16 protein-coding genes and 3 pseudogenes are annotated in these 22,118 nt (G+C 71.9%); 9 read left to right on the top strand and 10 right to left on the bottom strand.

Annotated elements, in window-relative coordinates; genetic code table 11:
* Nucleotides 1–201: 201 nt before the first annotated feature.
* The 4 genes from G4G93_RS33400 to G4G93_RS33385 all read left to right on the top strand — a co-directional run bounded on the left by G4G93_RS33400 (nucleotide 202) and on the right by G4G93_RS33385 (nucleotide 5,511).
* Entirely contained in the window at nucleotides 202–1,497 is a 1,296-nt protein-coding gene (locus tag G4G93_RS33400) for an RNA-guided endonuclease InsQ/TnpB family protein (protein ID WP_099956022.1), read from the top strand.
* Between the two features lie 251 nt (nucleotides 1,498–1,748).
* Nucleotides 1,749–2,921 carry an SIR2 family protein gene (locus tag G4G93_RS33395; protein ID WP_246737177.1) on the top strand — a complete coding sequence of 391 codons (1,173 nt, stop codon included), beginning with the start codon at nucleotides 1,749–1,751 and terminating at the stop codon, nucleotides 2,919–2,921.
* Entirely contained in the window at nucleotides 2,921–3,451 is a 531-nt protein-coding gene (locus G4G93_RS33390) for a hypothetical protein (protein WP_099956021.1), read from the top strand. The genes G4G93_RS33395 and G4G93_RS33390 overlap by 1 nt, the downstream gene beginning before the upstream one ends.
* Nucleotides 3,448–5,511, top strand: coding sequence for an ATP-binding protein (locus G4G93_RS33385; protein WP_099956020.1), 2,064 nt, complete (start codon nucleotides 3,448–3,450; stop codon nucleotides 5,509–5,511). The genes G4G93_RS33390 and G4G93_RS33385 overlap by 4 nt, the downstream gene beginning before the upstream one ends.
* A gap of 213 nt (nucleotides 5,512–5,724) precedes the next feature.
* On the opposite strand, the pseudogene G4G93_RS33380 reads toward G4G93_RS33385, so the two are convergent.
* Nucleotides 5,725–6,702: pseudogene (locus G4G93_RS33380) on the bottom strand (3'-5' exonuclease).
* Nucleotides 6,703–6,901: 199 nt separating this feature from the next.
* Nucleotides 6,902–10,198, bottom strand: coding sequence for a DEAD/DEAH box helicase family protein (locus G4G93_RS33375; protein WP_165091599.1), 3,297 nt, complete (start codon nucleotides 10,196–10,198; stop codon nucleotides 6,902–6,904).
* 320 nt (nucleotides 10,199–10,518) lie between these two features.
* Here G4G93_RS33375 and G4G93_RS33370 point away from each other — a divergent pair, with 320 nt between their 5' ends.
* Nucleotides 10,519–11,163 (top strand): hypothetical protein, encoded by a 645-nt coding sequence (locus G4G93_RS33370; protein ID WP_099956018.1) that lies wholly within the window; start codon nucleotides 10,519–10,521, stop codon nucleotides 11,161–11,163.
* A 465-nt stretch (nucleotides 11,164–11,628) separates the two neighbouring features.
* Here G4G93_RS33370 and G4G93_RS33365 read toward each other — a convergent pair.
* Nucleotides 11,629–12,010 (bottom strand): annotated as a pseudogene (locus G4G93_RS33365) (transposase domain-containing protein); the annotation flags it as partial.
* Nucleotides 12,011–12,345: 335 nt separating this feature from the next.
* Here G4G93_RS33365 and G4G93_RS33360 point away from each other — a divergent pair.
* Together G4G93_RS33360 and G4G93_RS36870 are read left to right on the top strand one after the other, a co-directional pair.
* Nucleotides 12,346–12,738: a transposase gene (locus tag G4G93_RS33360; protein WP_099956017.1), complete on the top strand. Its 393-nt coding sequence runs from the start codon at nucleotides 12,346–12,348 to the stop codon at nucleotides 12,736–12,738.
* Between the two features lie 9 nt (nucleotides 12,739–12,747).
* Nucleotides 12,748–13,092, top strand: coding sequence for a zinc ribbon domain-containing protein (locus G4G93_RS36870; protein ID WP_099956016.1), 345 nt, complete (start codon nucleotides 12,748–12,750; stop codon nucleotides 13,090–13,092).
* Nucleotides 13,093–13,778: 686 nt separating this feature from the next.
* Here the strand turns inward: G4G93_RS36870 and G4G93_RS33350 are convergent.
* The 5 genes from G4G93_RS33350 to G4G93_RS33330 form a co-directional block, all read right to left on the bottom strand.
* Nucleotides 13,779–14,606, bottom strand: a complete 828-nt coding sequence (locus G4G93_RS33350; protein WP_099956015.1) for an aminoglycoside adenylyltransferase domain-containing protein — start codon at nucleotides 14,604–14,606, stop codon at nucleotides 13,779–13,781.
* A gap of 160 nt (nucleotides 14,607–14,766) precedes the next feature.
* Nucleotides 14,767–16,131, bottom strand: coding sequence for an adenylate/guanylate cyclase domain-containing protein (locus tag G4G93_RS33345; protein WP_165091597.1), 1,365 nt, complete (start codon nucleotides 16,129–16,131; stop codon nucleotides 14,767–14,769).
* On the bottom strand, nucleotides 16,128–16,604 hold the full coding sequence (locus G4G93_RS33340; protein WP_123834462.1) for a hypothetical protein: 477 nt from the start codon (nucleotides 16,602–16,604) through the stop codon (nucleotides 16,128–16,130). Before G4G93_RS33340 ends, G4G93_RS33345 begins: the two co-directional genes overlap by 4 nt.
* 328 nt (nucleotides 16,605–16,932) lie before the next feature.
* A complete protein-coding gene (locus G4G93_RS33335; protein WP_099956012.1) occupies nucleotides 16,933–17,337 on the bottom strand; it encodes a hypothetical protein in 405 nt (134 codons plus the stop codon).
* A 126-nt stretch (nucleotides 17,338–17,463) separates the two neighbouring features.
* Complete coding sequence (locus G4G93_RS33330) at nucleotides 17,464–17,667, bottom strand: heavy-metal-associated domain-containing protein (RefSeq protein ID WP_174800129.1); 204 nt, start codon at nucleotides 17,665–17,667, stop codon at nucleotides 17,464–17,466.
* 209 nt (nucleotides 17,668–17,876) lie between these two features.
* On the opposite strand from G4G93_RS33330, the gene G4G93_RS33325 reads away from it, so the two are divergent.
* Together G4G93_RS33325 and cueR are read left to right on the top strand one after the other, a co-directional pair.
* Nucleotides 17,877–20,441 (top strand): heavy metal translocating P-type ATPase, encoded by a 2,565-nt coding sequence (locus G4G93_RS33325; protein WP_099956011.1) that lies wholly within the window; start codon nucleotides 17,877–17,879, stop codon nucleotides 20,439–20,441.
* 16 nt (nucleotides 20,442–20,457) lie between these two features.
* Entirely contained in the window at nucleotides 20,458–20,952 is a 495-nt protein-coding gene (gene cueR / locus G4G93_RS33320; RefSeq protein WP_099956855.1) for a Cu(I)-responsive transcriptional regulator, read from the top strand.
* A gap of 567 nt (nucleotides 20,953–21,519) precedes the next feature.
* Here the strand turns inward: cueR and G4G93_RS33315 are convergent.
* Together G4G93_RS33315 and G4G93_RS33310 are read right to left on the bottom strand one after the other, a co-directional pair.
* Nucleotides 21,520–21,819: pseudogene (locus G4G93_RS33315) on the bottom strand (integrase core domain-containing protein); the annotation flags it as partial.
* Nucleotides 21,820–21,826: 7 nt separating this feature from the next.
* Nucleotides 21,827–22,118: IS30 family transposase (locus G4G93_RS33310; RefSeq protein ID WP_165091595.1), on the bottom strand; the 292-nt coding region annotated here is incomplete at its 5' end.

Here is a 22,118-nt window from a genome sequence, read left to right as displayed (position 1 = left end):
GGCCGGGTTCACGAACCGGCGGCCGGGACGGTGACTGTCGGCGCCGCGGCTCGCTTGTCAGGCGGGCCAGTTCGCCGGCCGTCCCAGGAAGCCGCGGCCCGGCATGCCGCGAAGCCATGCCACGAAAGCGTCCACCCGGTCGGGTGCGAATTGGTTCCGGTGACCGTAGAAGCGCGGAAGGCCCCGTCCTTCAGGGCGGGGATGGATAGCGCCGGCCGCGACAGAAGCCTGCCCGGGCACCGATCCAATCCCCTTGCCTTCGTTCCGCATTCGTTCTATCCTCGGCCTGTGCTTCGCGTCCAGGCATACCGATTCGTCCTCCGGCCCGACGGCGCGCAGGAACGGCTCATGCGCCGCTCCTGCGGCGCGCGCCGCTACGTCTTCAACAGGGCCCTCGCCCTGCGGAAGGAAAGGTACGCCGCCGGCGGGAAGCACCTCTCCTACGCCAACCTCTGCAAGCACCTCACCGCCTGCAAGGCCGAACCCGACACTTCCTGGCTCAAGGAGGTGCACAGCCAGGTTCTGCAGCAGGCGCTCAAGGACCTCGACCGCGCCTACCGCAACTTCTTCGAGGGACGGGCCGAGTTCCCCAAGTTCAAGAGGAAGGGCAAGAACGACGCCTTCCGCCACCCGCAGAAGGTCGAGCTCGACCAGCCGAACGGGCGCATCCGCATGCCCAAGCTCGGCTGGATGCGCTGCCGCGCCTCCCGCGCCGTCGAGGGCGGGGTCGGGCAGGTCACCGTCTCGCTGAAGGCCGGCAAGTGGCACGTCTCGGTCCAGACCGAGCGCGAGGTCGAGCGGCCGGTCCACCCGTCGACGACGCTTGTCGGCATCGACGTCGGCGTGACGCGCTTCGCCACGCTGTCCGACGGCACCGTCATCGAGCCGGCGAACGCGTTCCGCAAGGCCGAGGCGTCGCTCGCCAAGGCGCAGCGGGCGATGGCCCGCAAGATCAGGTTCAGCAGCAACTGGAGGAAGGCGAAGGCGAAGGTACAACGGGTCCAGGCACGCATCGCCCGCATCCGCTCCGACTTCCTGCACAAGGCCTCGACGACCGTCAGCAAGAACCACGCGGTGGTCTGCGTCGAGGACCTGGACGTGCGGGCGATGACGGCGAGCGCGGCCGGGACGGTCGAGGAGCCGGGCGTGAACGTCCGGCAGAAGGCGGAACTGAACAAGGCCATTCTGGACCAGGGCTGGGGCGAGTTCCGCCGGCAGGTCGGGTACAAGCAGGAGTGGCTCGGCGGCTGGTTGCTGCCGGTGCCGGCTCCGAACACGAGCCGGACGTGCCCCGAGTGCGGGCACGTGGCGGCGGGGAACCGCCCGAGCCAGGCCGTGTTCCGGTGCGTGGCGTGCGGCCATGCGGGGAATGCGGACGACGTGGCGTCGATCAACATCGCAAGGGCGGGGCACGCCCGGTTAGCCTGCGGAGATGCTTCGCCCGTTCGGGCGTCGGCCCAGGAACCCACCGAGGCGGGCCCGGCCCTGGCGGCCTGACACGCGGTAGGAATCCCCGTCCTTCAGGGCGGGGAGGATGTCAACTTGAGTGTGATCTCGGTCTATCGCCATCGCGAAGGTTTGCGCGGCAAAGGGGGGGCGGCTTGGACGCAGCGGTTCGTGCGCGATTGCTCGCCTCCATGGAGGCGGGGCGCCTCGTCATACTCTGCGGTGCCGGCCTGTCGATGGCGCCGCCGAGTTCACTACCGTCGGCATGGTCCGTGGCCGCCAGTTGCTACGACCGGTACGTTATGAGCATCGACCCCGCGTGCCCGCCGGAGTTGCGCGGCGACCTGGAAGCCTTGGCGGAGATCTTCGCGAGGGACGACACCCTCGGCTCGGTCTTCATCGAGGCCCTCGTTCCCTGGGAGAGCTTCGTCAGGCCGCCGAACGCCGGCCACGCGGCGGTGGCGGACTTCCTGATCACGCGCATGGCTGCCGGCGCCGTCTCGGCAAATTACGACAACCTGATCGAGCGTCGCGCGCAGGATTACGGGTTCGACCTCGCCGCCTCGCTCGACGGCGACGAGGCGACCGTGCGGGCCCGTAAGCACGCGCCCTTGCTCAAGTTCCATGGCTGCTCGGTGCGCGAGCGCCACGCCACGGTCTGGACGGCCTCCCAGCTCACCGAGGACGGCGTGGTCGCCGCGCGCATCGCCAAGACCAAGACCTGGATGGCGGCGAACCTGCGCGAGAAGGACCTGCTCGTCGTCGGCTTCTGGTCGGACTGGTCCTACCTCAATGCCGTTCTCGCCGAGGCGATGACGGGCGTCGCGCCGCTGTCGGTGACCTTGGTCGACCTCGCGGGCGAGGACGTCCTGCAGGCCAAGGCCCCCGAACTCTGGACGTTGGCCAATTCGGGGAACGTCCGCTTCGCGCATGTCAGGCGCTCGGGGGCCGAGGTCCTGGACGAACTTCGCAGGGCGTTCTCCCAGGGTTACCTCCGCAAGGTGCTGCACGCCGGACGCGCCGCGTTGGAGAGGGAAACGGGAGCGGCGTGCGAGCCGACCTGGCTTGATCCGCCCGATCTGGGCAGCGAGGACCTCTACGGCCTTCGCCGGGACGCCGAGGGGGTGCCGGCCACCGCCGCCGCAACCTTGCGCAACCCCGGCCACTCCGAGGTCTTGGGCTACGCGCACCTGTTGCTGCGCCGCGCCGGCGCCGTCCAGACATCCATAGGCTATGATCTCGCGGGCCGTCGTGTCAGGGTCGTGAACGGTTCGGGCACGCTGCTCCAGACGACGCAGGACCGGTTCAGGGAAACGCCGTTCGACGTCGCCGACGTCGTGGTCTGCGCCGGAGCCATCGACGTCGGCCTGCCTGTGAACCTCGTGCGGGAGGGCCGTCCGGGCGACATCATCCGGCCGGGCGCATCAGCGGCGTGGCTCGACCTTCCCGCCGCACGCCAGGAGCTCGGTGTGTGATGGACATCGCGACCCAATCCGAAGTGCTGCTCCGCTCGGCCGGCTACGAGACATGGACCTGGCCGGGCGGCAGCGTGCCGGTCGTCTGCTTCGAGAACGCCTCCGTCGCCGGGTTCCTGCACGTCTTCGGGACCGGCGAGAGCCTGCTCGCCGACTGGCGGCAAGTCCAGCAGGCCACGCTCGGCCGACATGCGGCCGCACTGCGCTCCGCGGGCGCGAAGGCCTGGAACGTCTACGCCTTGTTCCTGGCCAGCGATTCCGACCCCGTCCTCGCGCGGCAGATCGAGCGGATCGAGGAGGACTTCTCCATGACCCGCAAGATCGCGCGCGGCGACCTGCGCACGGCCGCCGACCTGCGCAGGTCGCTGTTGCCCCTGCTGCCGGTGCTCAGCGCGCCCGCGATCGGCGGCGCCGACTACCGGGCGCGGTTGCGGGCGCGGTTGAGCGACGTCCCGGACGCCGCGGTGGCCGCCTTCCTGGGCGCCGCGAGCGCTCCCGACGTGGCGCGCATCCTGGTGGATGCGCCATGAGGCTCGACTACCTCGAACTGTGCGGCTTCCGGGGCTTCCGGGAGCGCCAACGCGTGGATTTCGGCCCCGGCTTCACCGTCATCTGCGGCCGCAACGGCGTCGGGAAGAGCACGCTGTGCGACGCGGTCGAGTTCGCCCTCACGGGCCAGATCGACAAGTACCTCGTCGACAAAGCGGCGAAGGAAAGCCTCGACGACTATGTCTGGTGGCGCGGCGAAGGGCAGCCGGAGGCGCATTTCGTCACGGTGGGATTCCGTGCCGATGACGGGAGCGGCTTTGCCGTGACGCGCTCGCGCGAGACCGGCGCCGACCGGGACGCGGCGCGCATCGAGGCGATGCTCTGCGTTCCGGGCGCGAAGCCGGAGCGGGCGCTGCAGCAGGTCTGCAGGACCTCCATCATCCGCGACGAATGGATCGCGGCGCTCAGCCTCGACCTCACGGAAACGCAGCGCTTCGAGCTCGTGCGCGCGGCGCTGGGTGCCATCGAAGGTCCGGATTACGCCGCCAAGGCGCGAGAGGTCCTGTCCGCCGCCGAGGGCACGCACAATGCCGCCGCGCACGCCTACGAGGAGGCGCGCGCGCGCCTGACGGCGGCGTTGACCGACCTGGAGGAAACCCGGGACGTCGCCCTGAAGGCCGGCGACATCGCCGCGGCCCTGTCCAGCCTGGATGGGCTGACGGCGGCCGGCGGCCAGGACTTGGGGAGCCGGGTCTCGGCGGCGCGGCAGGCGCTGGCCGGCCGCCGGCTGGGCCTCGGCGAGATGGGCCGGGTCGCGGACGAGGTTCGCGCGGTGACCGCGTTGCGCGACACGGTCGCGGGCCCCGACTTCCGGGCGGGCCGGGACGCGGCGGCGGTGGCGGCGGCCGAGGCCGAGGCCGCGGTCCGGGAGGCCCGCCACGCGCTGGAGGCCGCCGAGGCGCGCCTTCGCCGGGAGCAGGAGACCGACGCGCTCGCCGCGTCGCTGGCCATCCTGGTCGACCATGGCAGCCGGGTCGGGCTTCATGACGACCGCTGCCCGCTCTGTCGCGCGCCGCAAGGCGCCTCCGAATTCGAGACAGGGCTCGCGGCTGCGCGCGAGCGGCTCGCCGCCCGGCACTCGGGGGTGCCGGAGGCGCGCGCCGAGCTCGCGGCGGCCCGGACCCGGCACGAGGCCGCGGCCGAGATCCTGCGGGAGACCGAGGCAGCGGTCCTCCGGTTCGCGTCCGCCGAGGCCGAGCTGTCGGCCCGCGAAGAGGCGCTGTCGGCCGAGCTCGTGCGACGCTCGCTGGACGGGAAGCTCGCGCACGACGCCGGCGCCCTCGACGCGGCCGTGCAGGCCGAACGGAGTCGGTTGATCGACCTGGAGCGGAGCATCCTCACCTTGGAGGCCTCGCAAGCGGTGGAACGCGTGACGGATCTCGAAGCGCACGTCGAAGCGCTCCGGGTGGAGGCCGACGCCGCGGGGGACCGGCTCGCGCGGGTCCGGACGGCCGTGACCACCGCCCGGACGCTGGACCGTACCGTCCGCAGGACGAATGCCGAGATCATCGACGAGCGCCTCGCGGTCATCAGCCCGCTGCTGAACGAGCTGTACCAACGGCTACGCCCGCATTCCGAGTGGCGCACCATCGATTACGGCATCCGCGGCGACGTGAAGCGCTTCCTGAGCCTGAGGGTCGGCAACGGGCTGAACCCGCAATTCGTCTTCAGCAGCGGGCAGAGGCGCGCAGCCGGCCTGGCCTTCCTCCTCTCCGTGCACCTATCCCGACCGTGGTGCACCTGGCGGACGCTCATGCTCGACGACCCGGTTCAGCACATCGACGATTTCCGGGCCCTGCACCTTGTCGAGGTGCTCTCCGCCCTGCAGCGGTCGGGTCGGCAGATCGTCTGTGCCGTCGAGGACCCCTCGCTGGCCGAGTTGCTGTGCCGGCGCCTGATCAGCGAGCCCATGGCCCCCGGCCGGCGTCACGACCTGGATCTGGTTTCCGGGGGCGGGGCCTCGGTCACGCGCTCAACGGACATTGCACCGGCGATGGCGGGCGTGCTCGGGAGGACCAGGGACCTGAGTGCGGCTGGCTGAATCGGCGCGGGTGTCAGCCAGAGCGTCGCGGCCTATCTTGCCGGGGCGTGCTCGCCTCGGCCCAACGGCGTCGAGGACGTCCGGCGGGACAGGACGGCGTGTTCTATCCCTTCCCAGGGGGCTCGGCTCACGATGGTTGCCCCCGTCCGACCAAGCCCGCGGCGCCGGCGAGCCCGTCCCGGCCGTGCGCGGGAGCGTCCGGGCCGGCCGATCTCAACCCGCGACGTCGGGCCAAGACCGCGGCGGCCGGGAGACGAAGGCGGGCCGGGATTCGGTCGCCCGCCGCCATGCGTCCACGAAGACACCGAGATGCGGGCGCGCCAAGCGTTCGGCTCCCAGGTACCAGATCAGGCCGTCCACGGCCGCGTCGTGGGCCTCCGGGCTGGTCTTTCCGGTGAGGTGCGCCCAGCGCAGGTACAGCACGAAGAGGTTCAGGCAGTCGGTCTCGCAGTAGGCCCGCACGCGCCCGATCTCGCCGCGGGCGACCATGGCGGCGACCTGCGAGCCGTGCTCGCCCAGCTTCCCGGGCAGGGCCACGAGCCCGGCGGCCTCCTCCAGGGTCAGGCGCGCGCAGGCCCCGTACTCGGCCATCGCCTCCATCAAGTCCGCATGCCAGTCCACGGCGTAGCGGCGGCCGTAGCCGTCTCACTTGGTCCCCCTCCTGTACCAGGAGGGCACCGCGATACCGTGCATCAACGAGCGCAGCAGGAGCGTGGGGAGGTCGAAGCTGCGGCCGTTCCAGGTCACGACCCTGTAGCGGCCGGCCGCGAAGAACTTCCAGAAGGCCCGCAGCAGGCGCTCCTCGTCCCATCCTGGCTCGCCCCCGCTCCGGCACGACCGGATCTGGTATGCCTCGGTCCCGGTCGCCGCGTCGCGGGCGATGGCCGCCTCGACGAAGGAGACCGCGATCACCTTGTGCCAGGCCGCCTTCGGGAACCTGTCGGACGGCCAATCCGCCGGGACCTTCTCCTCGTCGGGCACCGTCTCGATATCGAGGACGAGCAACGCCTGGTGGAGGCCGACAGGCTCCGCGGCGCCGGCCCACGCCTCCGGCCAGGCCGGACGGTGTCTCCGCGGGGTCGCGGGGGCTTGGCCGTCGAGCGACGTCGCGCCCGCAGCGGGGCCGACCGTGCCGCCCGATGTTGGGGTGCCACGGCGCGCGGTCACGTTCGCGATGGACCTCAGGGACATGTTCGAGACCTCACAGGGTTCGCGCCGCGGCGCGGATGCTACTCCGAGGCATTGCCACCACATCTGAACGCACCCGGACTTAGGTGGCCATATCCCGGGGCGGCTCCCCCCGCGCGCGGCCCGGCCTATGGGAAGGGGGACTGCGCCGTCAGGTCTGCGCCGCATCCCACCTCATGGCGGTGCCGGACCCCTCAACCACTTACGGCGAAGTGGCGGTCTCGGAGAGTTCCCTTACGGAATCGAGAAACCCGGCGACGTCGTCCGGATGGACGGCCAGCCCGCCTTCCGGAAGCCGCTCGAAGCGCAACCCCTCCCGCCCGAGGAGCGACAGGGGCGAAGCGTCGGCGAGCAGCCCGTCCACTTCCTCGGCCACGAGGTCGAAGGCGTCCAACGCCCCCTCGACGGCCTCGCCCGCGCGCAGGTCCGCGAGGGGGACGTAGGGCCTCGGCACGGGGGGACGCCGCTTCGGCCAGGTTCGCTTGCCGAACCATTCGAGCTCGTCCCGGTGAAGGCACCAGACGGCCTTCGTCGCCGTCCGGTACTCGAACCTCACGGCGCGTGCGCCGTCCAGCACCGGCCCGTCCTCGGCCGCCACCACCAGGGCCTGCCAGGACCGCCGGAAGGTCGGGTCCGTCGGATGCTTCCCGAAATGGCCGGCGGCGTCGGCCATCCCCTGCCACGCGTCGCCCTTGGGTCCGGCGGACCTGCGCCCGCCCGTCATGCGCCCGAGCGCGTCGACCTCCGAGACGTGCAGGCAAGGGACGGGCTTGCCGCCCAGTAGGCGGGCCTCCATACGCAACGCCACGCCATCCAGGACGGGGGGCTCCCCCGCCTCCAGGCATTCGAGGAGGCCGTCCCACACCTCGCGGAACCTCCCCCTGTCCGGGTTCTGGTTCAGGAGGGCGGCGACCTTCTTCGCGCTCAGCCACTCGTCGGTCATGAGCCGGTCCCTGCCGCGCCCGATGGCGGCGGCGAGCGCGTCCATCTCGGACCGGTGCAGCCGGAAGGCGCCGACCTCCGTCCCCTTGGCCATCGCGCTGTGCCACTCCCGGCCCGCCGCCCTGCCGACGCCGGTCTCCTCGTAGGAGCGCCGGATCTCCATCCAGAGATCCTTGAGCGCCGGCGTGGCGTAGGGCGACGTCGAGATGGCGCGCCCCGCCTCGTTGATGGTGAGCCACTCCTCGGACGGCTCGATCAGGCCGGCGACGCCGGTGAGCTGCGCGAACCACGCGATCTCGGCCCTGTCCAGCGCGGGGACGGGGCTGCCGTTCGCCCCGCGGACGAACCCGAACCCAACCCGGCGCCCGTCCCGGACGACCTGCCCGTCCCGCATGCAGTCCTCGACCATCCGGTCCCATTGCTCCCGGAACCGGGTCAGGCGCTTGCTGACGCCCAGCGCGCGCATCACCTCCCACACCGACGCCTGGTCGGCGCGCTTGGCGGGCAGCGTGGGACCCTGGACGCCCAGGTGCCGGCGGAACACCTCCAATCCCCGCTCGTGCACGTGGAGCTTGGGCTTGCCGCCGTCGCGCAGCAGCCGGATCAGGGGGCCGCCCTCGAACGCGCCGAGCGTGCCGGCCAGCGCCGCGTCCCAGACGGCCGTGAAGGCGGGGTGGTAGGGGTTCAGGTTGCAGGCGAAGGCGGCCTCGGTGCGCGTCAGCCATCCGGCCTGGCGCTCGGCGCCGAAGTTGTCCGGCATGGTCCCGGCCGCCAGCGTCCGCCCGGATCGCCTGAAGACCTCGACGCCGACGCGTGGCACGTCGTCGACGTGGACGTAGAACGCGCGCTGGCGCTCGAACCTGTGGAAGCCCGCATGGACGGCGACGCCCGCGACCTCAGGGGTCAGGCCAGCCCGCGCCGCCTCCTCCAACTCGCCGAACAGGTCCTTGAGGTGGGGGTCGTCCGTCCGGATGCCGATGGCGCGGGCCACCTGGACGCGGTGCAGCATGCCTTCCAGGCGCCGCGGGCCCTCGCGCTCGGCGAGCAGGTAGTGGATGCCATCCAGGCTACCCATGACCGAGAAGGCGTCCGCCCACCGCTCCGCGTCGACGGGCGCGCGGGGCCCCGCCCCTCTGGCGCCCGACCGTCGGCCCTCCTCCAGGCGACCGATGGCCTCGTCCATCTCGGACGCCTCCTCCCGGTCCTCCTCCCCGCCCGCCTCCGCCGGCCGGTCCCGCACGATCTCGCGCGCGAGCGCCGCCGCGTCCTGGCGGGGCGTGTCGTAGACCCGGGCCACCGACAGGTCGCCGATGGCCTCGGCGTAGATGCGCTGCGTGTCGAGCGGCATCCCGTCGATGCAGACCATCGCCTCGACCACGGAGGACATCTGCCGCGGGTCGGATCGGTCGAGCGCGGGGTCGAGGCGCCTGGCGCGCCCGCAGCGCTGGACGTGCTTGACCAGGGACGAGGTCGCATCAAAGGCGACCACGCCGCGCGCCTGCGGCAGGTTCACCCCCTCCACGAGCACCTTGTCGTTGACCAGCGCCCGCAGGTGCCCGTCCCGCAGGTCTAGAAGGTTGGCCTTCAACGCCTCCAGGCCGTCGCTGCCCTTGACCCCGCGGGCCGGCATGCCCGCCGCCGTCATCGCGGCGGCGAGCCCCTCGGCCTGCCGGATGCCGTTGGCGTAGCCGAAGAAGGCCTTGTCGCGCAGGCGCAGGCCCGTGGCCGGCTCCTCGTAGGTGGCGAGGAAGCCGACCAGGGCTTCGTGTCCGGCCTTCCTGAGGATGGCGCGCCTGAGGGCGGGGTCGTCCGGCAGGGCGCCGACGACGTCGACGCGCAGGACGTAGTTGGCCACGGGGGAGATGATCCCCTCGCGCCGTAGGCGCTCGTCCGCGACCTTGATGACCTCGTTCTCCGAGCCGAGCAGCGCGTGCACGGTCTTGTTCGCGTCGAAGGCGGGCGTGGCGCTGAACGCCGTGACCACGGCGTGGTCGAGGAACCGGCGGATCAGGTCCTGCCGCAGGTCCGAGAGCCCGCGGTGGGCCTCGTCCATGACGACCGCCCCGACGTCGCCGGGGAGCAGCCTGCCGTCGCGGAGCATGTTGACGAAGAGATCGTAGCTCATCACCGTCACGTTGCGCGGCCGGTCGTCCGGCGCGAGGAGCCCGGACACCTGCAGGGCCGGGAAGCGCTCGCGGAACGTCTCGACTGTCTGCCGGATGAGGTGGCGCGAGGGCTCCAGCACGATGGTCGGGACCGCCAGGCGCGCGCCGCCCGCGTCGAGACCGGTCGCCTCCACCAGCCTGACGATGATCTCGGTCTTGCCGCCCGCGGTGGGGATCACCGCCAGGGCCCGCGGGTCGCACGCCGGGTCGGCGAGGTGGGCCGCCAACGCCGCCAGGGTCTCGGCCTGGTGGTCCCAGAGCGGTCGGCCGCGGGAGCCGGCGTGCCCGAGCCCGGCGACGAGGTTGTTGCGCACCGCCTGCAGGGGGAGCGCGCGCAGCAGGTCGTGGACCTTGAGGTGCGTGCCCCCAAGACCGGCGGCGCTCCCGCGCATCGCGTCCGCGAACCAGGACCCCGACCCGCTCAATTCCTTCACTCCGACGCGACGCGCGCGGCCGCCTCGTGCCCAGTTTGGGAAGGACCGGGCAATCCACAACCCGGGCGCCATCGCTGACGACGCGACGCCTCGACGGACGGTCGGCTCCGTCGGCGGACACCGGGCGCACGAACGCGCCGACGACAGGTTCCGGGGCCGGGCCGGCCGGCGCGCGCCCCTCCGGCTCGACCCGGTACGGGCGCGCCCTTGCCATTCCTGCGAAAGCGGCGATCGTCTCCCCTGTCAGGCGCTCCCGCCGCGTCATCCCGGAGGCTGACATGAAGGCCGGAAACCAGAACCGCGTCGTCCTGCTCGGGGAAGGCGGCAGCCCATGGGGCGTGGCCCTGGGACACGACTGCAAGGCGGAGCACGAGCACGGCTGCGCCGGGCTCCGCGCGTGGCTCGGCGTGGCGGAGGACGCCATCACGGTCGAGGATGCCCTGTGCCGGCCGAAACCGGCCGGACCCGACTGGGCGTTCGTGCAGCACGACGACCCGAAGCTGGCCACGCTGCTCGTCCTCAACGACGCCTACGCCCGGGACTGGGCCGCCAAGCGGCAGGGGGTGCGCCGGAAGCACCTGCGCGACGGCGAGGGTTTTCACGACGCCTGGCAGGAGGACGACGCCCTCGCGACCGCCTACGACGAGGCGAGCGCGGCGCTCGCCGCGTTCCGGCCCGACGACAGGCGCCTGCTCGCCGACCTGGCGGGAGCCCTCGCCGCAGGCCGGCTCGCTCTCGCCCACGGCGGCGGCGTCGGGCCGATACTGCTCCTCGCCGACCGGTTGCCCGGGAACGCCTTCCTGCAATCCATTCACTATGCCGCCTTCGCCGCCGCGGAGGACGAGCAGGGAACGGGCATCGACTATGCGAGGCACCCGACCCGCCTGCTGGAGAGGTGCGTTGGGTGGAGTCCCGTTCGGTAGGCGCGGTCCGGGTCGCGAAGGAACGCTTGCCCCGACGCCTCCGCGGCGTCCGGCCCGGGTGAAAGACGCCGCCCGGGCCGGGCGGTCAGGGCGCGAAGCCGGCGGAGCGGCGCCCGCGTGCCGATGGTGCCGTTTGTGGCTTTCCGGGCGGCCCCCGAAATTGGGCCCGCGTCCGATTCCCCGGCGCCGTCCAAGGGTGGGAGCGCCCTGCGGGGGCCTCCCTCCACGCGTGGGAGGGGCCGCATCGGGCTTCGGCCGGACGCCAGCCCATCCGGGTCACCGTCCGGCCATGCGTCCTGCCCCGCCGCCACCGGTCGGCCCCGCCGGCATCCGTTCGAGGCATCGCGAACGAACGCTCGTCCCGACGATGGAGGTCGCCGATGCATCCTGAGAGGATGGTGCACGTCAGTCACCGTACGCGTTCGGCGACGGCCGCGCGGCGAGCATCATTGCGCGCTCGCGAGGTCAGGCGGCACTCTGGGATTGCTGGGGCGGTGTCCAGTTCCAGGGGAGGAGTTCGTCGATCCGGCGCGCGGGATGGGCCGGCAGTCGGGCCAGCACGTCGGCCAGCCAGGCCCGGGGATCGACCGCGTTGAGCTTGGCGGTCTCGGTCAGCGTGTACAGCGCCGCCGCGCGCCGCCCGTCCGCCCGCGTCCGAGCCAGCGAACGTCCAGTTGCGGCGGCCCACCGCGATCCCGCGCAGCGCCCGCTCGGCGGCGGCGGCGTTGCTCAGGTAGACCCGCCCGTCCTCAAGGAAGCGCATGAACGCCGCCCAGAGCTTGAACAGGAAGTCCATCACCCCGGCCATCGGCGTCTTGGCCGACAGCCGGGCCCGGTTCTCCCGCAGCCCCCCCAGCGCGACGACCAGGCTGGCCGCTCCGGCCAACATGGGTCGCTGGACGCTCAAGCGCGTCGAGGACGGCTTCACCGGGTTCTTCGGACGGATCAAGCGCGGGCTCAAGCCTGGATTCCCACGCTTCAAGCCAGTCTCGCGCTGGAACACCTTCGGCCTGCTTGAGGCCGCAGGCCTGCGGCACGAGGGCGACCGCATCCGGCTCAAGGGTTTTGACCGCCCGATCCGCCTTAACCACGACCGGGCGCTTCCGTCCGACGCCAAGATCCTGGGCGTGACGTTCACCCGCAAGGGCCGGCACCGGTACGTCGGCTTCACCGTCGAGACCAATGAGGTGGTGGCGGCTACGCCACCCGCCGGCGAGGCGGTGGGCGGCGACCTTGGCGTCGAGGCGCTGCCGCATCCCGAACGTCCGACCAGCCTCGCGTCGCGAGCGCGAGATCCGGGTGTCCCGCCGGGCGCTCGCACGATGCCGCAAGGGCTCGAACCGCCGGCGCAAGGTCAAGGCACGGCTGGCGCGCCAACTCCGGGCGGTGGCGAACACGCGGGACCAGCATCTCCACCGCGTCTCGGCGCGGCTGGCGCGCGAGCATGCGCTCGTCGTGCTGGAGGATCTGCGCATCCGGAACATGACCCGCTCGATTGCGGGGACTGTCGAGGAGCCGGGCACGCACGTCGCCCAGAAGAGGGGGTTGAACAGGTCCATCCTCGATGCGGGATGAGGCAAGCTCGTGCAGTTCGTCCGCTACAAGGCTGCGAGGGCCGGTGGCGAGTTGATCTGCGTCGATGCCAGGGGGACGTCGCAGGAGTGCCGGCGATGCGGGGCGGTTGTGCCAAAGCCGCTATCGCTGCGCCAGCACGTCTGCCCGTGCGGGCTGGACGAGCATCGTGACGTGAACTCGGCCGGGGTGATCCGCGACCGAGGTCTCGCGGCCAAGGCCGCGAGCGAGGGGGGCAGCCCCTCGGGGGCGCCAACGCGGGCCGTCGGGCCGTGCGTCGTCCCGGGACGCTCCTCGCCGTCTGAGGGCGGCGCTAGAGAAAGTCACGCGGGGCCATCAACCCCAAATGACGAATGACCGAAATGTCGGTCCGCCCTCGTCCGGGAATGGTCCTGCAGACATTCGGCTCGGCCTCGACCTAGCCTGACGCCCGAGCACGTCCGCCTGGATCCGATCCGAACCAAGCATCGCTTCGGGGCAGTCGCGGCCCACTTGCCCTCGCTTCGCCTTCCGGGCCGGCGTGCCGGCAGGCACGATCCACCTTGCGGCAACGCCCCTTTCGGTTGGTCCCGCGTTGCAGGCACGCGACGATCCGTCGCGGCACCCCCGGCATGCCGTTGGCTGCGATTTAACGCTCAGGCCTGAACCCTCTGGGAGCGCCCAATCCCGGCAGGGGACAAGCGAGGAAGACCGCCGTGACACATGACGATGAGGCGCTGTGGTACGATTCCGAGACGGAGGAAACGGCGAAGAACCGATTTCCATTCTGGGATGTGCCCTGACCCTCGTTGCCACTGTTGTGGCGGTGTACCTGATCTTCTGATCCCGCCCCCTGTGACGAGCTCAAAGCCGCTTGAGAAGCCGTTTAGCCCCCACAAGGGCGCGATGCCCGAAGCGCGCCATAAGCGCCCTTCGAGCGACGGCACGCGGCGACCCCGTGGCGCGCTCGGACGCGTGGCTGCCGCGCCCGGGATGTCCACGTCGCGACCCGCGTAGGCGGAGCAACGCCGCGACGCCGAACGGAACCCGCGCCGACGTGAACGTCATCCGCGCGCCTCCGGGGCGAGTTCCTCCATGTCGGCGGCGACCATGGCGGCAAAAGCCTCGACCTCCCCGGCCTGGAGTACCGCCGCGGAACCCGCGCCGTCCCGTCGGACGGCTAAGGCCCGGTCGAGGACCGACGCCCAGCACGGCGAGAACGTAACCAGTCCGTACAGGCCGGCGTCGGTCTTCGTCGTCACCCGCCCGGTGAGCAGGGTGTAGTGCAAGCGCGCGGTGCCGAGGACGAGGGAGGACGCCTCCCAGGCGCTCGGCGCCGCGCGACGGGCGGCCGTGACCGCCTTCCCCGCCAGCAGCACGAGGTCGCGGTTGATGTCCCGCGACGAGATGCGATGCTCCAGCCCCGTCGGCGTCGTCCCTCGGGCGGCGACGGCGCCGGTCGCGAACGCGTACCGATCCAGTGCCCGGCGCCCGTGCGGTCCGGTGGGGATGAACCGCCCGCGTCGAACTTGCGGTCCGGTCACCTCCCACGTCCCGAGGCGCAACTCGTCTTCCGTGACGTAGATCCCGTCGAGTCGCGAGAGCGGATGCCCGGGCGCGATGTCCTGGTGAACGGCTTCGAGCGCCTGAGTCGGGGCCGGACCGTGCGTCCCGGCAACGAAGTTCACGTCGCTCGACCCGGACCGGAAGTCGCCCAGCACGGCGGAGCCCACGAGGTGGAGGGACCGGACGAGGCCGGGCAGGGCGGCGTCGGCGAGGGCGAGGTAGGCCTGCGCGGCCTCGGCCGCCCCTGGATCCACTGGCGTCAGGGCGGACCAGGACGAGCGCAGCAGCGGAATTCCTTTCGGACAGCGCTTTACGGGGCGTGTCATGGTCGCGGCCTCCTTCCGTTCATCACTCGCGGGGAGCGGACGGAACGTCGCCACGTCGCGTCGTCGGGCGCGGCGACGTTCCTTCCGTGGGGGCCTGCAAAGCCGGGCGTGCCGCTGCCTTCGGCGGGGGAAGGCGCTGTGCCGGACGACGGGGTGGCTTTCACGGCACGCTTCCCGGGTCGGTGACAATGGAGGGGGAGGCTGACGGGAGGCCGCGCCCGCCTTTCTCCGCCGGCCGCTCGGCTGCGCCGAGGCGGAGTGCGAAGAGGCGCGGCAGGGTTGTTTCCCCCGAGGGCGGCAAAGAGCGGGGAGCCAGCCGTTCGGGCGCGTCGGCGCCGAACCGGCGCAGGACGTCGGCGCTGGCGACCACATCCAGGTCTTCCTCCTTGGCGCGCCGCTCGATCCGCGACAGGTCGTTCATGACCGTCCCGAGCACCGTGAACTCGGCGCGCCGGCCGTCGTCGAACACGCCGGCCAGGACCGGGCCGCAGTGCAGTGCGGCGATGACCCGCAGCGTCGGGCGCCCCGCCCTGGACCGCTCGCGGTTCAGCGCGGTCAGGGTGTCGAGCATCGCCTCCGCTGCGGCCAGTGCCCGGCCAGCCTGCTCGCCGGCATCGCCGTCGAGGAACAGCGCCAGCACCCCGTCGCCGACGTACTTGTCGACTACGCCGCCATGGGTCGTCACCGCGTCATGGACGAGCCGCCGGAATTCCAGCAGCCAAGCGATGGAGAGCGCAGGCGGGTACGCCCTGGCGAGAGCCGAGGAACCCCGCAGGTCCACGCTGAGCAGGGTCGCGTGGCGCTCGGCCACGGAAGCCGTGCCGCCCGTGCGGACGACCTCGGTGGCCACGCCGTCCGGCAGGAACCTGGACAGCATCAGCCGCTCCTCCCCGGCGCGCAACGCCGCGGCGGCCGCGGCACGCATCCACGCCGTCGTCGACACGACGAAGCCCGACGCGACAGCGAACGCAGCGAGGCCCATCCCCTGGCGGACCAGGACGTGCGCGCCGTCCGGACCGAGGCGCGCGGGGTCGAGGAGCAAGGCCAGCGCCGTCGCCCACCCGGCGGCCACGAGCGCCGCGAAGAGCGCGGCGAGCCGGGGCCTGAGACGCATGCCGGTCTGCAGCAGGAACAGGTACGCCGGCAATAGACTGACCGCGTCGGTCGCGAGGTGGGCCTCGCCGCTGTAACGAGGCACGTGGTCGGCGACCACGTAGACCGCGATGGCCGCGTCGGCGCACGTCGCCGCGAGCGGGAGCCAAGAGCGGACGCGTTCGGACCGCGCCCGGGCGCCGGCCGCCGCCAGCAGCGTGACGAGGCCGTAAGCCCCGAGCACGACCCAATGGCCCGTGCGTTCGCCGTGGCCGTAGTCGGCGAGGGCACCCAGCAGGAGGATGAGGACGACCCCGATCCGGGGGGCCAGCGCCCGCCGCTCGAAGCCCTGCTCGATCCGGGCGGGCAGCTCCGCCGAGAAAAGCCCGGCGGTGTCGGCCAGCGATATCGGAGGTGGTGGCATGCCGCTCACCGGGATGCCCGGGCCGAGGGTGTGCCGGCCGCAGGCATGCCGCCCACATGCAGCGTGACCGGAACATCGAAGCTGTCGAACCGGATGACGGCCGGGACCGTCGCGCCGTCCGGCAGCTCGTTCCGAAGGGGGCCGATGTCGATCCAGGCCGTGCGGTCGCCGAGCCCGTAGACGTCACCCGCCCCGACGCGCACGCCGGCCATCGCGGCGCTGTGGCCCCCACCCAGGAACCCGCGCACCTGCGACGGCTCGCCGGTGGGCAGGAGCAGTCCCACCAGCACGGCCCGGTCCGGCCCGTCGTTCTCGATGGTGAACGTGACCCGGCTCGTCTCGCCTGGTCTCGCCGGGGTGGCGGCGATCCCCTCGATGTGGATCCCGCCCGCCGTGGCGCCCTCGTCATGCGACAGGGCGGGCCCGGCCACGAGGGCAAGCGCCCCGGCCGCGGCGAATGCCCGGAACAAGTTCGTTGTCACTGGTCGATCCTGGTACGATGGCCTGGTCGGTCCCTGGGCACGACCGGCCTGCGCGAGCCTCGCCATAGGCCAGGCAGGACGCGGCGCGGGTGGTGCCGTTCGGGACACGCGAATGGACGACCGGTCGGTGGTCACGCCGCCTCGCCCTCCGCCTCGACGAGGCAGCGGTTCCCGGTCCGCCGCCGGGTGGCGTCAGGCAAGCGGCCGAAGGGGGCAGGCACGGGACATGGCCTTGCCCGCGGGCAAGGACGCGAACCGGTCAGTCGAGCGACGCGATGAGTTCCGCTGACGGAAGCCTCGCGCGAGGTGGACGCGGGTCCGCCCCGGTTCAGGCTGCCCTGGGTGGGCGCTCGATGCGGAAAGGCGTGCCGCCCTCGACTTGCTCGTCGTTCGTCACGTGGCAATCGGAGGTGCGGCTGGGCGGGTCCGTCAGCCCGGGCGCGAGCGAGGGCTCGAAGGCATGGCAGGCGAAGCCGCAGCAGGTTGGGGCACAGCGCTTGCCGCCGGACGCGTGATGCATGCAGCCGTCGTCATCGGGCTCGGCCGTGAGCGAAACCGGGGCGTCCTCGTGCGGCCCGGTCATGCCATGGTGGTGACCCGCCCCGCCATGCGCGTACCGCACGCCGTCCGCGGCGCGGGACGCAGTCACGCCGATGGGTGCGGATGCGCGCCAGATGCCGGCCGGGAAGGCCGCCAGGCACGCCGCGACCATCGCGACGAGGAGGGTCCTCAACGATAGCAAGGTTCGTCCGCTTCGAAACATGCCCGCCTGAACTGTCTCACGGCTGTGCCGGACAATGCAAGCCAGGGGCCGCGGGATCCCGGCACTCGCTGCCGGTGGATCCCGCAGGCGCGTGATTTAGGCGCCCAGCGCCCGGGCTTCGTACCCGGCTTGCCTGAGGGCTGCCACCACTCGCGATGGGTCGACGGCGCCGCGGACGGTGATCTCCCGGCTGGACAGGTCGACGTCGACCTTCACGTCACCGTCAAGACCCTGGACGGCACGGGTGACGCCCTTGGCGCAGCCGCCGCAGTTCATGTTGGACACGTGGAAACGCAGCATGACCATCTCCTTTGTAGCGCGTTCCCCTCCCACATGGTCCTTCCAACGATGGGAAGGTCAAGGGCCGGTGGCCTTTCGCGCGGCAGGTGCGATCCCGCTCCGCCCAGTTCATTGGTCCATGTGGGTGGCATCGCCGGGATCCCGTTGACCCTCCCATCGTTGGAAGCCTTATCTGTCCGTGGAAGTCGAGACAGAGGAGTGCACCGACCATGGGTCAGGACGTCGTCCAAGCTTCCACTCACCATGCCGCCCCGGGACGGCAGCTCAGCCTACCGGTGGAGGGCATGAGCTGCGCATCCTGCGTCGTTCGGGTCGAGGCCGCGCTCGGTCGGCTTCCCGGCGTCGCCGAAGCGGCGGTGAACCTGGCGACGGCCCGCGCGCGTGTGCGATTCTCCGGCGCCGCGGACCCGGCCGCCGCCGTCCGCGCCATCGAGGAGGCGGGCTACGCCGTGCCGGAGGCTCGGACCGAGATCGCGGTTGACGGCATGACCTGTGCGTCCTGCGTCTCGCGCGTCGAGCAGGCCCTTGCCCGCATACCCGGGGTGACAGGCGCCGCCGTGAACTTGGCGACGGGACGCGCGACGGTGCGTCACCCGGCGGGCGCCGTGAGGGAGGCGGACCTCCTGGAGGCCGTGGAAGGGACGGGATACGAGGCGCGCACGGTCGGGGAGGACCGGGGCACCGACCGGGCGCGCGAGGCACGCGAGTCCGGGGCGGCCGGCCTACGCCGCGACCTCCTGCTCGCGCTCGCCCTCGCGCTCCCGCTGTTCGCCGTCGAGATGGGGTCGCACCTCGTCCCCGCGCTGCACGCGTGGGTGACGCATACCGTCGGCATGCGTGCGACCTGGACGGTCGAGGCGGCGCTCGCTGGCCTCGTCCTGTTCGGCCCGGGCTTGCGCTTCCTCAGGAAGGGCGTCCCGGCGCTGCTGCGAGGGCACCCGGACATGAACTCCCTCGTGGCGCTCGGCACGAGCGCGGCCTACGGCTACTCGCTTGTGGCGACCTTCCTGCCCGGGCTGCTGCCGGCGGGCACGGGGAACGTCTACTACGAGGCGGCAGCCGTCATCGTCTTCCTCGTCCTGCTCGGGCGTTACCTCGAAGCGCGTGCGAAGGGACGCACGGGCGCCGCCATCGAGCGGCTGGTGTCGCTCGCTCCGACGACGGCGCGCGTGGTCCGGGACGGTGGCGAGGCCGAGGTGGAGGTCGCGGCACTGTGCGTCGGCGATATCGTCCGGGTGCGCCCCGGCGAGAGGGTCGCGGTCGACGGCGAGGTCGTCGCCGGATCCAGCCACGTGGACGAGGCGATGATCACCGGCGAACCCGTCCCGGTCGCCAAGAACACGGGCGACATGGTCGTCGGAGGCACCGTGAACGCGACTGGCGGTTTCGACTTCCGGGTCACTGGCGTGGGCGGCGACACGGTGCTCGCGCGCATCGTGCGCATGGTCGAGGAGGCGCAGGGCTCGAAGCTCCCGATCCAGGCCGCCGTCGACCGCGTGACCGGCTGGTTCGTCCCCGCCGTCATGGCGGCGGCCACCGCGACGTTCGTCGCCTGGGTCGCGTTCGGCCCGACGCCCGCCCTCGGCCTCGCCCTGGTGAACGCCGTCGCCGTCCTGATCATCGCCTGCCCTTGCGCAATGGGCCTCGCCACGCCGACCTCGATCATGGTGGGCACGGGCCGCGCCGCCGAACTCGGCGTCCTCTTCCGCCACGGCGACGCGCTCCAGGCCCTCCGTGACGTGGGCACGGTGGCGTTCGACAAGACCGGGACGCTGACGGAGGGGCGCCCGGAGCTGACCGACCTCGCGCCGGCCGCAGGGTCCGGCGGCGACGAGGTGCTGGCCCTGGTCGCCGCGGTCGAGGCCCGCTCGGAGCACCCGGTCGGCGCCGCCGTGGTGGAGGCGGCGAAGCGCCGCGGGCTGGCCGTCGGCCCCGTCCAGGAGTTCGAGGCTGTGCCGGGCTGCGGCGTCTCCGGCCGCGTGGGGGGCCGAAAGGTGGAAGTGGGGGCCGACCGGTTCATGGCCCGCCTCGGCTACGACGTCTCCGGCTTCGCGCCCGAGGCGGCCCAGCTCGGCGGGGAAGGCAAGAGTCCTCTCTACGCCGCGGTCGACGGCCGTCCGGTCGCCATCCTCGCCGTCGCCGACCCGGTGCGGGAGAACTCGCCGGCCGCGGTCAGGGCCCTCCGGACGCTCGGGCTTAGGGTGGCGATGGTCACGGGCGACAATCGCCGGACCGCCGAGGCCATTGCCCGCAAGGTCGGGATTGACGAGGTCGTGGCGGAAGTGCTGCCCGACGGCAAGGTCGCAGCCGTGAAGGGGCTTCGCTCGGCCGCGGGCGGCAAGGTCGCCTTCGTCGGGGACGGCATCAACGATGCTCCCGCCCTCGCCGAGGCGGACGTCGGCCTTGCGGTGGGGACCGGGACGGACGTTGCCGTCGAGAGCGCCGGCGTCGTCCTGATGTCGGGTGACCTGCGCGGGGTCGTGAACGCGGTCGCGGTGTCGCGGGCGGTGATGCGCAACATCCGACAGAACCTGTTCTGGGCCTTCGCCTACAACGTCGCCCTCGTCCCGGTCGCGGCGGGCGTGCTGTATCCCCTGAACGGGATGATGCTGTCACCCGTCCTGGCCGCCGGCGCGATGGCTCTGTCCAGCGTGTTCGTGGTCACGAACGCCCTGCGTCTGAGGCGCTTCTCGCCGCCGGCCATCCCGGGCCCGGCCGGCGGCGGGAGGGCCGGGCTCGCCCCAGCGCCGGGACGGGTGGCCCCTGCGGAGTGAGCGGAGCGTTGCCATGCTGAACATCGGGCAGGCCGCCGAGGCGTCGGGCGTCTCGACCAAGATGATCCGGTACTACGAGAGCATAGGCCTGATCGCTAAGGCCGGGCGCTCGGATTCCGGCTATCGCCACTACGGCGAGGCGGACGTCCACGCGCTTCGCTTCATCCGCCGCGCCCGCGATCTCGGCTTCTCCGTGGAGCAGATCTCCGGGCTGCTGGCCCTCTGGCGCGACCGGGACCGGGCGAGCGCGCAGGTCAAGGCCGTGGCGCTGGAACACGTGGCGGCGCTGAACAGGAAGGTCGGGGAACTGCAGGCCATGGTGCGCACGCTGTCGGACCTTGCCGAGCACTGCGGCGGCGACCACCGCCCAGACTGCCCGATACTCGACGATCTCGCGGGCGCGGGCGGCGACTTGGCCGTGGCATCGCCCGCGCCGGGGCTCCGCTTCGGTGCCCGGGCGCTTCGGGAGGGCAAGCGGACCAGGAAGGTCGTGTCGGCTCCGCCGGGGTGAGGTGCCACCCGAGGAACCCGTAGGACCTCGGGTGAGGGGAAGCTCATGTTCTGGGAGAGGGAGGACACGCTTGCCCCCTGGACATGATCGTCGGACGACTCTGCCCCTACCTCACCCAGAAACAGGCAGCGGCAGGTCTGCTGACCAACGAGTGTGTCGTGCGCTCGCCGCCCCGTCCAGGCTCGATCACTGCCAACGGGCCCGGTTCGGCGACTTTCCGTGAGAGCGACATCGAAGACTTCGGGGACGAGTACATGCTGAGCAGCATGGCGGCCGAGGCGCTCGGGGTAAGGACCGCGCCGGTGCGGGACCGGATGACCGAGAGGGGGTTCTGTCCGGCGTTGGTCTTGGCGTCGGGCGCCGCTGTGGTCTGGCACCGCCGCGACATTGACCGGGCGTCCGAGGAGGCATGTGCCCTGAGGAGACCGTTTGCTGCCGCATGGATCACTCCATGGGTGGCGCCCTCATCCGAGGGGTGGCCGCGGACACCGGCTCCGCCAGCCCAAGGGGCGCTTCGGGGGTCGAGGCTGAACCGCTCCGGGTTTGTCGGAGGCTGATTGTCTTGGGTCAGGCGGCCAGGGCTTGGTCGCCGACGTTGGCATGATAGCGCGCTTCGGCCTCGGCGGGAGGAACGTTGCCGATCGGCGCGACGAGGCGACGGTGGTTGTACCAGTCGACCCATTCCAGGGTGGCGTACTCGACCGCCTCGAAGGATCGCCACGGCCCGCGTCGATGGATGACCTCTGCCTTGAACAGGCCGTTGATCGTCTCCGCCAAGGCGTTGTCGTAGCTGTCACCGACGCTGCCGACCGACGGCTCGATGCCGGCTCCAGCCAGGCGCTCGGTGTACCGTAGAGCTAAGTATTGCTTGGGGTCAAGCGGTCGTCGCAACACCATCTTGCCCGGTTGCGAGAACAGCGTCGAGTGCCTCTGCCGGCGTCTTCCAGTTCAGCGTCTTGCGCGGTCTGCTGTTGAGGGCCGCGGCCACAGCAGCAAGATCGTCCACGCTGTGAGCGCTCAGATCCGTTCCTTTCGGGAAGTATTGACGCAGCAACCCGTTCGTATTCTCGTTCGTCCCCCGCTGCCAGGGTGAGCGTGGATCGCAGAAGTACACCTGCAGACCTGCGTCGATCCGCAAGCGCGCATGCTCGGCCATCTCTGCTCCC

Source organism: Methylobacterium sp. DB0501 (assembly GCF_011043735.1).
Lineage (GTDB): Bacteria > Pseudomonadota > Alphaproteobacteria > Rhizobiales > Beijerinckiaceae > Methylobacterium > Methylobacterium alsaeris.
The sequence above is the reverse complement of the archived record's forward strand: the minus strand, read 5'-3'. Positions and strand labels throughout refer to the sequence as shown.